The organism is Caballeronia sp. SL1002, assembly GCF_057814995.1.
Genome location: NZ_JBYMUW010000005.1, coordinates 1,026,356 through 1,042,569, shown reverse-complemented (window position 1 = coordinate 1,042,569; position 16,214 = coordinate 1,026,356). Strand labels below are relative to the sequence as shown.

Genomic DNA, 16,214 nt, shown 5'->3' with positions numbered 1-16,214 from the left:
TGTGTTTGCGTGCGGCCGGCCGTGCGTGGCCCTGGTTCGCGGAAATCCAGCGTAATGCCGATAGTCCATCGCCGATCCGGCGTTTCAACTCGCGCGATCGCTCCGGATCAAACGAAATTCGACAGCGGCGTTCTCGTCGAATTCACTTGTCTGCTGCACCGACAACCCTTCCGCGCCGAGCGCGCTCAACCAGTATTGATAAGCGCCTTCAAGAAAAGCCGGCGTCCATTTCAATGCGTCACGGCCAAACGCTGGCAATGGCGCGCAGTAGTGGACGATGCGCAGATACTCGGCGTGATCGGCGATTTCGACGAAACCCCAGTCGGTGTCTTGCCACAGCACGTTAAGCGCTTCGGCAAGCTCGGCGGTCGATCCGCACGGCGGGAGCGGCTGGGCATCGGCGAAACGCTGGCCGACGCGGTGCATCAACTGACGCAGTTCTTCACGCCCGATTTGCGCTTCGAATTCATCGGCGAGGGCGGCCAGCACGCCGCGCCATTGCGCGGACATCTGACGATCGAGAAGGTATTCGGTAATAGCGACCATAACGTCCAATAAAGGGCCAATGTCTCGTGCCGAAATAAATCGGTCAGTCTTACTCGATAATCCGGCAATGGTTCCGCCCGATTTTTGAGCACACTCGCGCCCGCTGTTCATATAGGCGGTTACGCACGCCCGAAGGTACTTCAACCCGTTTTTTTTCGCCAGCTTTAAGACTAGCAGCCGTATTTTTTATTCAGTCGCATGAAAAGATTGCCGATTCCGGCGCTGTTCGATGATTCAGTAAGTCTTGGAAATAACTGCAAAGCTTTCCTGAGTAATATTTTTTCGTCTGATGAATGTGCAAAGCTTTCAGATCCATTTTGTACCAACTAGTTAACGGCGCGAAACGGGAAAGGGTTGAGCGTAAAAACGCGAAATTGCGATCTTTTTTTCTTCAATCCAATCGCGGCTAACATCCGGGTTTACGCGAGATTAAAAGTCCCGCGCGCGTTCCCGAAGCCGATTCGGCCGGCGATCCCGGCGAAGAAACGGCACACGGCATGCATCAGGCGGCCCGCGCACTTTGCTGGCTTATTGCACGTTCGTCGTTCCGGGGCGGCCACAAGCCCGACCGGGACTCGTCCAAAGGTCATACGCATCATGTCCGACACCGGATTCACCGCGCCGTCCGCGCGCGGTCGTCCTGCCGCGCACGAGGCAGACGTCGCCGTTCCATCCCTCGCGTCCCGCCTTCTTCTGGCCGATCCCGGCCTGCTCCGGTTACACACCGCCTCGCGCAGCGCGCTCGCGTGCTTGCTGACGGGCGTGATCGGTGTTTCGTGGACGTTGCGAACCCAACATCCGATGACCTTGCCCGCTTTTGCGTTGCTATTCGCGATGGTCGCTCCGTTGTTTTTACGCGACGCCCGGCGCGCGAGTTGGTTCGTCTCGCTCGCGATTATTTATCTGGTAGCGTGTTCAAGTTTTGTCGTAGCTAGTCTCTTGTCGGCTTGGCCGCTTCTTGGCGACACCGGATTTCTCGCGGTACTTTTTGCCGGCGTGCTATGCCAGGCGTGCGGACCGCGCGCGCTCGGAAGCGCGATGTGCGCCGTCGTCATGTTTTACCTCGGGCTTTATCTCCATCCGGCGCACGAGCCGTTGATCGCGATGGTCGGATTGTCGTTTGTCGCCGTCGGGGTGATCGCGTTCGTCGGGCGTGTGCTGGTGCCGGTACGTCCCGAAGCCGCCTTGCGACGCGCGCTGAGAAGCGTCGCGCTGCGCGGCGCGCAAGTGCTGCATGCACGCGGAAACGTCGAGCATTTGTCCATGTTGAGACTGTCGCTTTTAAACGACGCTGCATTAGCCGTCGAGGAGCAACTTTCGCTGCTCGGCGTGCGGGATCAGGATCGGCTGCGCGCCATGCTCGTCGATGTCGAAGTCACGGCGGCGCAGTTTGTGTTCGAGACGCCGCGAGCGCAAATGCCGCAAGCGCGGACGCCGCAAGCGCGGATGCCGCAAGCGCGGACGCCGCAAGCGCGGATGCCGCAAGCGCGGATACCCGACGATCCGACGCCGCAACGCAGGCGAACCACGGTCGCGCTGCGGCGCGCGTTGCATCGGCTGGCGCGAGCCGTTCCGTCGTCGGCGCATGTGGAGTCGGAAGCCTTGCCGCGCAGTCCATCGGCCGCCATTCGCGATGCGTGGCGTAAGCTCGCCGCGCTCCGCGCATCGCTCGCCTGGCTGCCCGCGTTGCGCGCGACGACCGCGGCGTTTATCGCGATGCTGATCGGCCAGTCGCTTTCGCCCGAGCGCTGGTTCTGGGCGGTCATCACGACGTTCGTGGTGTTCCTCGGCACGCGTTCGCGCGGCGACACCATGCAGAAGGTGGGCGAACGCGTGCTCGGCACGTTCGCGGGCGTGCTGGTGAGCGCCGCGCTCGTCATGACGCTGCACGGCATGCCGCTCGCGCTCGTCGCGGCGATGCTCGTGTGCGTGTTCGGCTGGGCGTATTTCATCCTGACCCGCTACGCGCCGGGCGTGTTCTTCATCACCGTGCTGGTCGGGCTGGTGTATGGCGAACTCGGCTTCGCCATCGTGCCGCTGATCGAAATACGGGTGCAGGAAGTGCTGGCGGGCTGCGTCGTGTCGATCGCGGTGGCCGCGTGGCTGATGCCGCTGCGCACCGCGCACCACGTCGACGCCCGGATCGCGGGCGTGATCGCCGCGATCCGCGACGTATTGCAGGCGAGCGCCGTGCCTTCGGGCGCGTCCGGATTGCCGGAATCGTCCGGCGCGCGCGGGCCGCTCGTCGCGATGCGCGCGCTCGACCGGCGCTGGCAGGAATTGCGGATCGCGCTCCGGCCGTTGCGCACGCAGCAGGTCTTTGCATGGAATGCGCGCGTGGAACTGGCTGCCGGGCCGCTCTGCGCGTGCGTTTTGCTCGCGCGTGAGCTGGCGCGCGCGGCGTCGGACGGGCGTTTGGTTGGCGGCCTCGGCAAGGCGAATGGCGACGCCAACGCCAACGCCAACGCCAACGCCAACGCCAACGCCAACGCCAACGCCGACGCCAACGCCGACGCCAACGCCAACGCCAACGCCAACGCCAACGCCAACGCCAACGCCGACGCCAACGCCAACGCCAACGCCAACGCCAACGCCGACGCCGACGCCAACGCCAACGCCAACGCCAACGCCAACGCCAACGCCAACGCCAACGCCAACGCCAACGCCAATGGCAACGCCAATGCCAATGGCAACGCCAACGCCGCTGTCGATGCCGCCGCCGCGCGGCTCGAACGCGCGCTCGCGTTCGCGACCGATCGCGTGTCGCGGCCGGCGCGCGATACGCGGCGGCTAGGGGTCGTGCGGGACGTGCTCGCGCGAACCTTGAACGCATGAATCTGGCGGGAACGGATGCGTCGCGGCATCATGGCGGCTCATCGACTGACTTTGGAGCGCGAATGAAAACGTTGATCGGCGGCGTGGTGATGACTTTGGCGATGCTTCCCGGGCTCGCCTCGGCGCAGGCGAAGACCTGCGACAGCAAGCGCGCGGCGCTCGAATCCGAGATTGCCGAAGCGAAGGCGCACAACAACGCGCCGCGCGTTTCGGGCCTCGAAACCGCGCTCACGCAGCTCAAGCGCAATTGCAGCGACGCGTCGTTGCGCCGGGCGAGCCAGAAGAAGGTGACGGACGCCGAAAAGCGTCTCGCCTCCCGCGAACACGATCTTCAGAAAGCGCGCGACGAAGGCAAGAGCGAATCGAAAATCGCGGATCGGCAGCGCAAAGTCGATCAAGCTCATGCCGATCTGAAGCGCGCCGAAGCGGAAGCCGCGCCGTGAGTGCGGCGGGTTGCGCTTTTTGCTTGCGCGCGCTGGGGTGCGTGTAAGGGGGCAATCTCAAGCGCCAAAGGCGCATTCCCAAGCGCAACCGCGCAGGCTCAAGCGCAACCGCGTAATTCCAAACTCAACGCGCAGTGCCAAGCCGAGACGCGCAGTGCCAAGCCAAACACGCAGTGCCAAGCCAAACACGCAGTGCCAAGCCAAACACGCAGTGCCAAGCTAAACACGCAGGGCAAGCCAAACACGCAGGGCAAGCCAAACACGCCGTCCCAAGCCAAAACACGCCGTTTCAAGCCAAAACACGCAGTGCCAAGCCAAAACACACGAAGTCCCAAGCCAAGCCCCCGACCCCCAATCCAAAACGAAAACGGCCCGGACTTCTACCGAAGTCCGGGCCGTTTTTCGTCCCGGCAAGCGCCGGAGATGTTGTTTTTTACATCAAAGGTTCGCGCGAACCGCGTCCCGTACCGCGTCCATCATGCCGCCGTAGTTGAGCGGGATGTCGAGCGAATCGGCGTGGCTGGATTCGTCGGCGGGTTGTTCGGGCATGGTGCGCACGGGAATGGTTTCGAAGGCGGGGTTGTCGGTCCGGCTAGGATCGGTGCCCACAACGGCCTGCGCTGACTGATTCTTCACGATGTACTCCTTGCTGGTAATGGAGCGGCGAGAGAATGCAAAGTACACACATCCGATGACAAATTCGCGACGAGAACCGGCGCGCGCGTGAAGTACGCGCACCGGCTGCCCGCGATTTTCCGGCCGCGAGGACGTCCGAGGCAGAGCATCGCGCGGTTTTGCCATGAAGCGGCGGGCCTCTAGTTTAAGGGGCGCGAGGCGGGCCGGAAGTACATCTGGCTTATGAACGCACGACGCCGGTATGGCGCGAAAACGCGCAATACCGGCGTGGAACTTGCATCCGCGATGCGTCGCTTAAGCGTGTTCGCCGTGACAATCGACGCAATCGGCGGTGCTTTCCTCATCGACGGGCATCGACGAAGCCAAAATCATCGCCGAAGCGTTGTGCGGTTTCGGATCGCGTTGCGACGGTCGATACACCGCGTCGCCCCGATGCACGGGCTGGCCGGAAAGCGAGCACACGCCTTCACCGGTCGCCGTGGTCACGCGCCAGCCCTGATAACCGTAGTGACACGTGCCGGGATCGGACCAGTAAATAATCGCCGTCGCGCTGCTCGGCCGCTCGATCACGCGCACGACCGCCTGCGGAAACGGCAGGCGATCGTTCGACTGACGCGAATGATCGCGTTCCCAGTCGCGCGTCAAACGGTCGATAAACGCGCGTTCCGGACGCTCCTGGCGCGGCAAGGCGCGCGGGCCGGCCGAATCGGCGGGAAGGACGGTCAGTTGGCGGACCGTTTGCAACCACGGATCGGCGCGTTTTGATAATGCTCTCATGGCATTCGTTTCCAGGCTTGAGGTCCAGCCTAGAAACTACGTCATTAAGCGGGTGCTGATAAAGAGCGCATCCGTGAAAACACTGTCCCGTCTGCGCGAATAATCGACCGGCAACTTTCTCCGGAAAACGGCTCAGGCCGCCACGGCGCGGGCCGCGGCGCGTCCGCGCAGCCATTCGAGCGCCAGCAGTAAGCTCGTTGAAAACACGATCAAGATAGTCGCGAGCGCCGCGATCGTCGGGCTGATGTTTTCGCGGATGCCGGTAAACATCTGGCGCGGCAGCGTCGTCTGGTCGGCGCCCGCGAGGAACAGCGTGACGACCACTTCGTCGAACGAGGTCGCGAACGCGAACAGCGCGCCCGAAATCACGCCCGGCGCGATCACCGGCAGCGTGATCCGGAAAAACGTCGTCAACGGGTTCGCGCCGAGCGACTGGCTGGCGCGCACGAGATTGTGGTTGAAGTTCTGCAGCGTCGCGCCGACCGTCGTCACGACGAACGGCACGCCGAGCGCCGCGTGCGCCAGAATCAGCCCGAAATACGTGTTGGCGATCCCGAGCGGCGCGAAAAACAGATACATGCCGACGCCCACGACGATCACCGGCACGATCATCGGCGAGATGAGCACGGCCATCAGCAAGCCTTTGCCGACGAAATTGGCCTTGGTCAGCCCGACGGCCGCGAGCGTGCCGAGAATGGTCGCGACCAGCGTGGCGCACGGCGCGACGATGAAGCTGTTCTTCGCCGCCATGCGCCACTCGTCGGACATGACGAGGTTCTCGTACCAGCGCATCGAGAAGCCGGGAATCGGGTAGACGAGGAAGGTGCTCGACGAGAACGACAGCGGCACGATCGCGAGCACCGGCAGGATCAGGTAGAGCAGCACGAGCACGCACAAGCCGCGCAGCGCGAAATACCAGACGCGTTCGACGACGGACGTGTGCGGCGCGAAAAACGGTTTCGTCATTTTCATGGCGGTATCAGCCGAGGCTCAGGTTCGAACGCGTGAAGCGGCCGTAGACCACGTACAGCAGCAGGGTGGCGGCGAGCAGCAGCCCGCCGAGCGCGCAGGCCATGCCCCAGTTGATCGTGACATTGGTGAAATACGCGATGTAGTAGCTCACCATCTGGTCGTTCGGGCCGCCGAGCAGCGCGGGCGTAATGTAATAGCCGATCGCGAGGATGAACACGAGCAGCACGCCCGCGCCGATGCCCGGATAAGTCTGCGGCACGTACACGCGCCAGAACGCGGCGAACGGATGGCTGCCGAGCGAGATGGCGGCGCGCTGATAAGTAGGCGGCACGGATTTCATCACGCTGTAGAGCGGCAGGATCATGAAGGGCAGGAGAATATGCGTCATCGAGATATAGACGCCGACGCGGTTGAACAATAGCGCGAGCGGTTCATTCAGGATGCCGCTGCCGATCAGCGCGCGGTTCACGAGTCCTTCGCTTTGCAGCAGGACGATCCACGCGGCGACCCGCACGAGGATCGACGTCCAGAACGGGATCAGCACGAGCACCATGACGAGGTTCGCGCGGCGCGCGGGCAGCGTCGAGATCCAGTAGGCGAGCGGGAAGCCGAGCACGAGCGCGAAAAACGTCACGGCCACGCCGATCACGAAGGTGCGCCCGAAAATGTTCAGATAGATGGATTGATCCGGGCCGGCGTGTTCGATATTGCCGAAGCCGTCCTGCCGATGATCGAGCGAGGCGAGCAAATAAAACGGCGAATAGCGGCTCGCGTTTTTCGCGATGGCCTGCCAGTAGTTCACATCGCCCCAGCGATCGTCGATTTCCAGAATCTTCGCGCGGATTTGCGGCGCGGCGAGCGGCTTGCCGTGGTCGCCATTGAGCGGCATCGCGCGGGTGGTTTTTGCGACCAGCGAGCGGTAGCCGGGGATTTCGGTGTTCAGACGCCGGGCGAGCGCGCCCATCGATTCGCCGTCCTGGATCGCGGTCAAATCCTGCGCGAGCGCGGCATAGGCTGCGTCGGGCGGCGCGGACTTGCGATCCCAGCTCTTGAGCGCCGCGCCCGTGTGCGGCAATGCGGTCGCGACTTCGGGGTTCTCAGCCGCGCGCGTCAGCAGCGCGCCAATCGGCACGACGAAAATCAGCAGCAGGAAAATGGCGAGCGGTGCGATGAACAGCAACGCGACGGCGCGCTTTTTCGCATCGGCGATGCGCAGTTCGCGCTTTAACCGGGCCGCCGATTCGGGCGGCGCCTCGGCGGCAATGGTGATCGTGTTCACGCGGGAGTCTCCTTGCTGCGGCGGGCGGCGCTTTTGTCGCGCCGCCCGCCGCTGTGTTGCCTGAACCTCGAACTCAACAAGCTTACTTCGATGCCCACGCGGTGAAGCGCTGTTCGAGTTCGTCGCCGTGATCGGTCCAGAACGCCATGTCCTGCAAAACGGCGTTCTTCGCGTTGGTCGGCGAATTCGGCATGTTGGATTGCGTCTTGGCGTCGAGCGCCTTGATCGCCGCCTTGTTCACCGGGCCGTAGGCGATGTTCTTCGCGTATTCCTGCTGCGGTTTGTCGGAGAGCGAATACGCGATGTACTTGGTCGCTTCGTCCTTGTTCGGCGAGCCTTTCGGGATCGCCCAGTAGTCGAGATCGTAGATACTGCCGTTCCAGACCACTTTCAGGTTCTTGCCTTCGCGCTGCGCCGCGTCGATCCGGCCGTTATAGGCGGTGGACATCACCACGTCGCCCGCGACCAGGAACTGCGGCGGCTGCGCGCCCGCTTCCCACCACTGGATATTCGGCTTCAGTTCGTCGAGTTTCTTGAACGCGCGATCCGCACCGGCCTTCGTGCCGAGCACCTTGTAGACGTCTTTCGGCGCAACGCCGTCGGCCATCAGTGCAAATTCCAGGTTGTAGCGCGCGCCCTTGCGCATGCCGCGCTTGCCCGGGAATTTCTTCACGTCCCAGAAATCGGCCCAGCCCGCGGGACCGGTCTTGAGCTTGTCGGCGTTATAGGCGAGCGCCGTGGACCATACGAAAAAGCCCGCGCCGCACGTCGCCGGCGACTCGCTGACGAGATCGCTCTTCTTGCCGATCTTCGACCAGTCGAGCTTCTCGTACAGGCCTTCATCGCAGCCGCGTCCGAGATCGCCGGACTCCACTTCGACGACGTCCCAGTTCACGTGCTTCGCCTCGACCATCGCCTTGACCTTGGCCTGCTCGCCGTTGTATTCGACGACCGTCACCTTATTGCCCGATTCCTTTTCGAACGGCTGGTTGAACGCCGCTTTCTGCGCCGCACCATTCGCGCCGCCGAAATTGACGACGGTCAATTCCGCCGCCATCGCGCCCGAGGCGCACAAAAGCGCAGCCGCGGCCGCGAAGGAAGACTTGGCGAACTTCTTCATGATGTTTCCTCTGTCTGCTTGGTTTGTTATCGACTGGACTGCGGATTTTTACGGCTTTTCTAATAATTTCAGGCAAAAACGCGCAGATGCTCGGGCGCGAATTCGAGCGCGACCGGCGCGCCGGGTGCGAAGCCGTCGAGTGCGTGCGTGCCGAGCGGCACCTTCACGAAACATTCGTCCTGTTCGCGCACGCCGCAGCGCATGCGGACGTGATCGCCGAAATAGATCAGGCTGCGCGCTTCACCGGCCAGCGCGTTCGCGCCGTCGCGCGCGCCGCCCGCGACCAGCTTCATGCGTTCCGGCCGGATACACGCGATAGCGGGCGCGCCCGGCGTCGCGTTCGCGACGTTCAGGCCAGAGAGGCGCGTGCCGTCGGCGAGACGGATATCGCAGAAATCGCCTTCCGCACGCTCGATCGTGCCGCGCAGCCGGTTGCTATCGCCGATAAAGTTCGCCACGAACTCGTTGCACGGCGCTTCGTAGAGGTGATCGACGGTGTCGAGCTGCTGCACGATGCCCTTGTCGAACACGGCAACACGATCCGACATGGTCAGCGCCTCGCCCTGATCGTGCGTCACGTACACGAACGTCACGCCGAGCTTTTCGTGCAGCGATTTCAGTTCGTATTGCATGTGCTCGCGCAACTGCTTGTCGAGCGCGCCGAGCGGTTCGTCCATCAGCACGAGCTTCGGCTCGAACACGAGCGCGCGAGCGAGCGCGATCCGCTGCTGCTGACCGCCCGACAACTGCGCGGGAAAACGCTTCGCGAAGCTGTCCATGCGCACCATCTTGAGGGCGTTATCGACGCGATGCGCGCGTTCGTCGGCGGGCATCTTGCGCACGGTGAGCGGATATTCCACGTTCTGCTGCACCGACAAATGCGGAAACAGCGCGTAGTTCTGAAACACCATGCCGATGTCGCGCTTATGCGGCGGCACGCGATTCAGGAGCTTGCCGTCGAGCCAGATTTCGCCGCCGGTCGGAAATTCGAAGCCCGCGAGCATCATCAGGCAAGTGGTCTTGCCCGAGCCGGACGGCCCGAGCAGCGTCAGGAACTCGCCCTGGTAAATATCCAGGTCAAGCCCTTTCACCACGAGCGTTTCGCCGTCGTAGGTCTTTCGCACGCCGCGAAAACTGACGATCACCTGGTCGGATTTCATCGTCCGGATCTCCTTTATTGCTTTTACGGGCGAGCGCGAAGCCGTGTCGCCGCGCCGGGTTTTTCTTCAACTGCTCAGGCTTACTATAATCCGGTACGGTTCCACCACGTGGAGCCATTTCAATAATCCCGATGGAACCACTCATCGGCGGAAAACGCACTCGTCCCGGGAGCCGCTTGGACACCATCATTCTGTCGGACTGGCTGAGCGCGCGGCTCGACCGGGCGAACGCCGCGCCGATGTACCGGCAGGTGCTCGACCTCATGCAGCAGGCCATCCTGACCGGCCAGCTCGCGCCGGGCACCAAACTGCCGAGTTCGCGCACGCTCGCCGCCGACCTCGATATCGCGCGCAATACGGTGCTCCACGTCTACGACCAGTTGACGGCCGAGGGCTACGTGATTTCGTCGACGGGCAGCGGGACCTATGTCGCCGATACGCGTCCGCAAGCGCCCGCGCTCGCGGCGGTGCCGCCGCCCGCGCTCGCGGCGGTGCCGCCGCCCGCGCGCGCGTCGGGCGCCGAGATGCCCGGCGCGCCCGCGATCTCCCGGCGCGGCGCGCGGCTGATCGCCCAGGCGGGCGTGTCGCCGAAACAGTGGGGCGCGTTCATGCCGGGCGTGCCGGATGTCGCCGAGTTTCCGGCGCGGACCTGGAGCCGCTTGCAGGCGCGGCTCTGGAAACGCGCCAATCCGGACCTGCTGACTTACGCGCCGGGCGGCGGCTACCGGCCGCTGCGCCGCGCGCTGTCGGATTATCTGCGGGTCGCGCGCTCGGTGAAATGCACGCCGGACCAGATCATCATCACGACCGGCATCCACCAGTCGATCGACCTGGCCGTTCGGCTGCTCGCCGATGTCGGCGACCGCGCGTGGGTCGAGGATCCATGTTACTGGGGCGTGCGGAGCGTGCTGCAGTCGTCGGGACTGACGCTCGTCCCGGTGCCGGTGGATCACGAAGGGCTGAATCCGTCCGATCGCGACCGTGAACAGCCGCCGCGTCTCGCGCTCGTCACGCCGTCGCATCAGTATCCGCTCGGCATGGTGATGAGCCTCGCACGGCGGCGCACGCTGCTGGAATTCGCGCGGCGGCACGACGTGTGGATCATCGAAGACGATTACGACAGCGAGTTTCGCTATGGCAGCCGGCCGCTCGCGTCGCTGCAGGGACTCGACGACGCGGGGCGCGTGATCTATGTCGGCAGTCTCGGCAAAATGCTTTATCCCGGTTTGCGCATGGGATATATGGTCGTGCCGGAACATCTCGTCGATATTTTCCGCACGGGCATTGCGGAGTTGTATCGCGAAGGGCAACTGATGCAGCAGGCCGTGCTGACCGAGTTCATCATGGACGGCTATCTCACCTCGCACGTGCGGCGGATGCGCACGCTGTACGGTGAACGTCGGCAGTTGCTGATCGACTCGATCACGACGCGCTTCGGCGATTCGCTGCCGGTCATGGGCGACGAAGCTGGATTACATCTCGTGCTGGGGTTGCCCGACGGCACCGACGACCGGGCGATCGCCGCCGCCGCGCTCGCCGCCGGCGTGGTCACGCGGCCGCTGGCGAATTACTACGCCGATGCCGCTCGCGGGCGCTCAGGCCTCATGCTCGGCTACGCGTGCGTACCGAACGCGCAGATCGAGCCGTCGTTCGCCATTCTCGGCGACGTGATCGAACGTGGTCTGGAGAAGGCGAAGCCGACGCGCGCGATGGGCGCGTAAGATATGGTAAGCATCGCTTACAAAATGACACCCCAGTCATCGTGCGCTTTGCGTAGAGTGACATTCAACGATCATCCCGCGTCGATTACCGCGCCGGATGATTTTTAAATGACGGGCCAGGAACGCCGCGTGCTTAAGCCTTCGCGCTGATGCAATTGTTCCTGTGACTCGGTCACATCGTTAAAAGGGGAGTCTTATGAAGAAGAACCGAATCGTTGCTGCTGTACTGTGCGCGAGCGTCGCGCTTTCTACCGCTGCCTTCGCGCAAGGCGGCCCGGATCAGCAGCATGGCGGTGAACATGGTCAGCAAGGCCCGCATGGTCAGCAAGGCCCGCAAGGTCAGCAAGGTCAGCAAATGCACGGCGGGCAGCCGGGCCATGGTCCGCAAGGCGGTCCGAGCGCGGCCAATCACGGCGGCGATCACCACGACAACAGCCATCCGCCGATGCAGGCACAAGGCGGCCCGCACGGCCCCGGTCCCGGCGACGGCCCGGATCATGGCGAATGGCGCAAGGGTGACCGCGTGCCGCGCGACTATCGCGACCGCCAGTATGTGGTGGACGACTGGCGCGGCTACGGCTTGCGCCAGCCGCCGCGTGGTTATCAATGGGTCGGCGTAGGCGGCGATTACCTGCTGGTCGCGGCGGCCTCGGGCATCATCGCGCAGATCGTGCTTGCGCGGTAAATTGGCGTAAGCGCGGCTATCTGAATGCGGCGCTGAGTTGAAACGCTCGTCGGTTGAGTTCTCTCAACCGTTTTGCTCGCACCGGCCTTCGCGCCGGTGTTTCTTTTTGTGATGTTGCCTGGTCATGTCGCTCATTCGGGCGCGACCGCGCGCACCAGTCGCGCGAGGCTTTTCAACGCAGCAGCCGGCGTGTCCTCGAACTGCGCGCCGACGATCGCACCATCCACCGCCACCGCGAGCGCCTGCGCGTCGGCGCGAGCCGTTCGCGAGGAAGCGGGCAGCAAAGTACGGATTGCGTCGGTCATATCCTGTTTGTGGCGGCGCGAAATATCGACGGCATCCGGCACCGTCGCGCCCACTTCCACAACTGCGTTGATGAACGCGCAACCGCGAAACGCGTCGCTGCCGAACCATTCCGCGAGCGCGGGTACGAGCGACGAAGGCCGCGCGCCATGGCGCTGCAACGCTTCGCGGAACCACGTCATCCAGCGCTCGTGCCGATACGCCAGAAACGCGACGATCAAATCGTTCTTGCTCGGAAAGTACCGATAGAACGTTTTCTTCGCGACACCCGATTCCGCGATCACCCGATCGATCCCGGTCGCGCGGATCCCGTCGCGGTAGAACAGGTCGTGCGCGGTGAGCAGGATGCGGTCGGGCGGCGCGAGGTCGGCGGTGTTTGTGTCGGAGGAAATAACGGATTCGGTAGCCATGTGCACGATTGTAGACAGGTCTGTCTCCGTGCGCTAGAGTGCGTCAGTAGACAAATCTGTCTACCTGTTGAAAATTCAGGAGGGTTCATGGAAAGCAAACCGCCGTTTCCGCCGTTCGATCTCGAATCCGCGAAACAGAAAGTCCGTCTTGCAGAAGACGGCTGGAACAGCCGCGATCCCAAGCGCGTTGCGCTGGCTTATAGCGAGGACACGCGCTGGCGTAACCGCGCGGAATTCGTGACCGGCCGCGCGGACGTGGAGCGCTTTCTCGAACGCAAGTGGGCGCGCGAACTGGATTACCGGCTCATCAAGGAACTGTGGGCTTTCACGGATGCGCGGATCGCCGTGCGTTTTGCCTATGAATGGCGCGACGATTCGGGGCACTGGTTTCGCAGTTACGGCAACGAGAACTGGGCGTTCAACGAGGCAGGGCTGATGACACACCGGCATGCGTCGATCAACGATTTACCGATTCAGGAAGCCGACCGGAAGTATCACTGGCCGCTCGGCCGCCGTCCCGACGATCACCCGGGTCTTTCCGATCTCGGCTTCTAGCAACTCGATGCGTCAGGCACCTGGCGGCGGCTCTTTCGCGAGGATGCGCGCGCGCTCGAGCGCGTCGACAATCGCGAGCAGTGTGCGTTCGCGCGACGCTTCATCGGTCTGACGCAGCGCGTACGAAGGGTGATATGTCGCGACCACCCACCGTCCCCCGTGCGTCGTCACGCGGTCAAGATAGCTCTGCAACCGTGCTTGCTTGCCGAACAGCGCGTTGAGCGCCGTTGCGCCGAGCGTCACGATCACGCGGGAGTCGATCGTCTCCAGTTCCTTTTCGAGCCAGTACGCACACGCGTCCACCTCGCGTTGCGCGGGCGTCTTGTGCAGACGCCGCTTGCCGCGCGGCTCCCACTTGAAATGCTTGACGGCATTGGTCAGATACACGTCGGCGCGCGGCAGTGATGCCCGCCGCAATGCGTCGTCGAGCAATTGGCCCGCCGGACCGACGAACGGCTCGCCTTTCAGGTCTTCGTGATCGCCGGGCTGCTCGCCGAGCAGCATGATGCGCGCGTCGCTGCGACCCACGCCGTGCACGGCCTGCGTCGCGTTCTTCCAGAGATCGCAACGCCGGCATGCATCGAGCGACGACGGCGCAGCGCGATTCGGCTGCGCCTGTTCGGCGTCGACCGCGATGGCTTTTCCTTCGAGCGCGCCGACTTCGCGCGTCTGCGCAAGCCGCTGCGCGCCGGTTCGCGCGTCGCTCACCATCTGCGGAATCAGCGCGCCTTCGGGCAAGCCTTTCCAGAAGCGCACGGGCATGTGCTGAGCGAGCGCCTGCTCGTTCAGCCGCGCCGGATTGAAGATGCTCTTGTAGTAGGTCAGCCAGAGCGATTCGGCTTCGTCGGGCGTGTCGGGCAGATGGTCGGCGGCCACCGAGCGGCGCTTTTCGAGCCGGAGCGCCTGGCCGTTCCACATGGCCGCGCCGTGCGGCGTGGTGATGAGCCAGGTCGATCGCCCCATGCGCTGCGTGAAATGCTCCGCGCCCCATTCGAGCACGTCGTGGTCCGGCGCGTACCACGCCACGTATTCCGGCGCGCCGAGTTCCGGCGGGCGCTGGCGAAATCGCACATAAGCGATCATGTCGTGCTGCGCGCGCCGCACCGCTTTGGCCATGCGATAAAGCCGCGCGCCGTCTTCGTCGGCGGCGGACGCGGTCGCGCGGTCGCCCGACGCCCAGCGCCACAACACTTTGTAGAGGAACCCCCAGCGCTGGGCGTCCCGAAAATGCGCGGCGTCGTTCAGCAGCGCGCCGAATTCCTTCGATACCCGCACCGACGCGCTTTCGACCGGCGCTCCACGCTGGATCGGGCCGGGGGGATCGAAGAGCGAAGGATCCAGCGTGTCGCCGTCCGGCACGCGCCATTCGATTTCTTCCGGCCGCGTTTTGCGTCCGAGCGCCTCTAATGCAGCCGTTCGCCACGCCTGAAAATCGTCCTGGATGGTGATGACTTCCATGGCGCGTTTGGGGCTAGAGCAGCGCGAGCTGTTGCGGCGCGGCGGCGAGCGCGCGTCGCAATTGCTCTGACGGCGTTTCACGCAGCGCGGGCCGGTAATCTTCCGTGACGACGAAAGGTTTGATTTTCGCCATGCCGCAGCGCAGCCGCGCGAGATCGGCGTAGCGAATGCGGCGCGAGCGGCGCAATTCCACGAGGCGTTTAGCGTTGCGCATGCCGATACCTGGCACGCGCGCGATCATGCGAACCGGCGCGCGGTTCACGTCCACGGGGAAATTTTCGCGATGGGACAGCGCCCAGGCCAGTTTCGGATCGACGTCGAGCGGCAGGTTGCCGGGGGTATCGAGCAGTTCGGCGACCGTAAAACCGTAACCGCGCAACAGAAAATCAGCCTGATACAGCCGATGCTCGCGCAATAGCGGCGGCGGCTGCAACGGCACCCCCGACGGGCTGTCCGGGATCGGGCTGAACGCCGAGTAATAAACGCGCTTCAGCCGATACGACCCATAAAGCGTTTCAGCGGTCGACAGAATAGTGCGATCGTCGGTTTCATCCGCGCCGACGATCATCTGCGTGCTTTGCCCGGCGGGCGCGAAGCGCGGTGCGCGCGGCTCGCTTTGCGCTTCTTCCTGCGCGAGCCGGATAGAACCCATCGCAAGTTTGATGGTGCGTCCGCTTTTTTCCGGCGCGAGCCGCTGCAAGCCGACTTCGGTCGGCAATTCGATATTCACGCTCAGCCGGTCGGCGTACCGGCCCGCCTGGGCGATCAGTTGCGGGTCTGCGTCGGGAATGGTTTTGAGATGAATGTAACCGCGAAACTGATGGTCTTCGCGCAGCGATCTCGCCACGCGCACGAGTTGCTCCATCGTGTAATTCGAAGAACGGATGATGCCCGAGCTGAGGAACAGGCCGTCTATATAGTTGCGCCGATAAAAATCGAGCGTGAGATCGACCACTTCTTCCGGCGTGAACCGCGCGCGCGGCACGTTGCTCGAACGCCGGTTCACACAGTATTGGCAGTCATACAGACAAAAATTGGTGAGCAGGATTTTCAGCAGCGACACGCAGCGCCCGTCCGGCGTGAAGCTGTGGCAAATGCCCGCGCCGGTGCTGGCGCCAAGCCCTTCGACCCCGCGCGATGAGCGCTTCGGCGCGCCGCCGCTTGCGCAGGACGCGTCGTATTTGGCTGCGTCGGCGAGGATTTCCAGCTTTTCGGGCAACTCCATAAATCCACCAATACTGTACATTTATACAGTATTCTACGTGTTCGGAACTGCAACGCAAGCTCGAAATGATGAGTTGGCCAAATGGTTCA

Annotated in this window: 15 protein-coding genes; 5 read left to right on the top strand and 10 right to left on the bottom strand. The window is 63.6% G+C overall.

The window, feature by feature from the left end:
• Positions 1-84: 84 nt before the first annotated feature.
• Positions 85-546: a cellulose biosynthesis protein BcsD gene (gene bcsD / locus AC3D25_RS29065; protein WP_488891934.1), complete on the bottom strand. Its 462-nt coding sequence runs from the start codon at positions 544-546 to the stop codon at positions 85-87.
• 597 nt (positions 547-1,143) lie between these two features.
• Here bcsD and AC3D25_RS29060 point away from each other — a divergent pair.
• Both AC3D25_RS29060 and AC3D25_RS29055 read left to right on the top strand, forming a co-directional pair.
• Entirely contained in the window at positions 1,144-3,381 is a 2,238-nt protein-coding gene (locus tag AC3D25_RS29060; RefSeq protein ID WP_488891933.1) for an FUSC family protein, read from the top strand.
• A gap of 62 nt (positions 3,382-3,443) precedes the next feature.
• Complete coding sequence (locus AC3D25_RS29055; RefSeq protein ID WP_488891932.1) at positions 3,444-3,824, top strand: DUF1090 domain-containing protein; 381 nt, start codon at positions 3,444-3,446, stop codon at positions 3,822-3,824.
• A 438-nt stretch (positions 3,825-4,262) separates the two neighbouring features.
• Here the strand turns inward: AC3D25_RS29055 and AC3D25_RS29050 are convergent, their stop codons facing one another.
• The 6 genes from AC3D25_RS29050 to AC3D25_RS29025 form a co-directional block, all read right to left on the bottom strand.
• Positions 4,263-4,460 (bottom strand): hypothetical protein, encoded by a 198-nt coding sequence (locus tag AC3D25_RS29050; protein WP_488891931.1) that lies wholly within the window; start codon positions 4,458-4,460, stop codon positions 4,263-4,265.
• Positions 4,461-4,754: 294 nt separating this feature from the next.
• Complete coding sequence (locus tag AC3D25_RS29045) at positions 4,755-5,237, bottom strand: DUF3331 domain-containing protein (RefSeq protein WP_488891930.1); 483 nt, start codon at positions 5,235-5,237, stop codon at positions 4,755-4,757.
• Between the two features lie 132 nt (positions 5,238-5,369).
• The gene (locus AC3D25_RS29040; RefSeq protein ID WP_488891929.1) at positions 5,370-6,209 is read right to left on the bottom strand and encodes an ABC transporter permease; all 840 of its coding nucleotides are present in this window, start codon (positions 6,207-6,209) and stop codon (positions 5,370-5,372) included.
• Positions 6,210-6,216: 7 nt separating this feature from the next.
• Positions 6,217-7,488 carry an ABC transporter permease gene (locus tag AC3D25_RS29035; protein WP_488891928.1) on the bottom strand — a complete coding sequence of 424 codons (1,272 nt, stop codon included), beginning with the start codon at positions 7,486-7,488 and terminating at the stop codon, positions 6,217-6,219.
• An 82-nt stretch (positions 7,489-7,570) separates the two neighbouring features.
• The gene (locus AC3D25_RS29030) at positions 7,571-8,608 is read right to left on the bottom strand and encodes an ABC transporter substrate-binding protein (protein ID WP_488891927.1); all 1,038 of its coding nucleotides are present in this window, start codon (positions 8,606-8,608) and stop codon (positions 7,571-7,573) included.
• Between the two features lie 68 nt (positions 8,609-8,676).
• Positions 8,677-9,768: an ABC transporter ATP-binding protein gene (locus AC3D25_RS29025; protein ID WP_488891926.1), complete on the bottom strand. Its 1,092-nt coding sequence runs from the start codon at positions 9,766-9,768 to the stop codon at positions 8,677-8,679.
• Positions 9,769-9,944: 176 nt separating this feature from the next.
• Here AC3D25_RS29025 and pdxR point away from each other — a divergent pair, with 176 nt between their 5' ends.
• Both pdxR and AC3D25_RS29015 read left to right on the top strand, forming a co-directional pair.
• The gene (gene pdxR / locus AC3D25_RS29020) at positions 9,945-11,489 is read left to right on the top strand and encodes a MocR-like pyridoxine biosynthesis transcription factor PdxR (protein WP_488891925.1); all 1,545 of its coding nucleotides are present in this window, start codon (positions 9,945-9,947) and stop codon (positions 11,487-11,489) included.
• A gap of 196 nt (positions 11,490-11,685) precedes the next feature.
• Positions 11,686-12,174, top strand: coding sequence for an RcnB family protein (locus AC3D25_RS29015; protein ID WP_488891924.1), 489 nt, complete (start codon positions 11,686-11,688; stop codon positions 12,172-12,174).
• Positions 12,175-12,305: 131 nt separating this feature from the next.
• Here the strand turns inward: AC3D25_RS29015 and AC3D25_RS29010 are convergent, their stop codons facing one another.
• Positions 12,306-12,887 (bottom strand): TetR/AcrR family transcriptional regulator, encoded by a 582-nt coding sequence (locus AC3D25_RS29010; protein WP_488891923.1) that lies wholly within the window; start codon positions 12,885-12,887, stop codon positions 12,306-12,308.
• An 87-nt stretch (positions 12,888-12,974) separates the two neighbouring features.
• Here AC3D25_RS29010 and AC3D25_RS29005 point away from each other — a divergent pair, with 87 nt between their 5' ends.
• Positions 12,975-13,442, top strand: a complete 468-nt coding sequence (locus tag AC3D25_RS29005) for a nuclear transport factor 2 family protein (protein WP_488891922.1) — start codon at positions 12,975-12,977, stop codon at positions 13,440-13,442.
• Positions 13,443-13,454: 12 nt separating this feature from the next.
• Here AC3D25_RS29005 and AC3D25_RS29000 read toward each other — a convergent pair whose 3' ends face one another.
• Both AC3D25_RS29000 and AC3D25_RS28995 read right to left on the bottom strand, forming a co-directional pair.
• Positions 13,455-14,900, bottom strand: a complete 1,446-nt coding sequence (locus AC3D25_RS29000; RefSeq protein WP_488891921.1) for a UdgX family uracil-DNA binding protein — start codon at positions 14,898-14,900, stop codon at positions 13,455-13,457.
• A gap of 13 nt (positions 14,901-14,913) precedes the next feature.
• On the bottom strand, positions 14,914-16,125 hold the full coding sequence (locus AC3D25_RS28995) for a putative DNA modification/repair radical SAM protein (RefSeq protein ID WP_488891920.1): 1,212 nt from the start codon (positions 16,123-16,125) through the stop codon (positions 14,914-14,916).
• Positions 16,126-16,214: the final 89 nt, after the last annotated feature.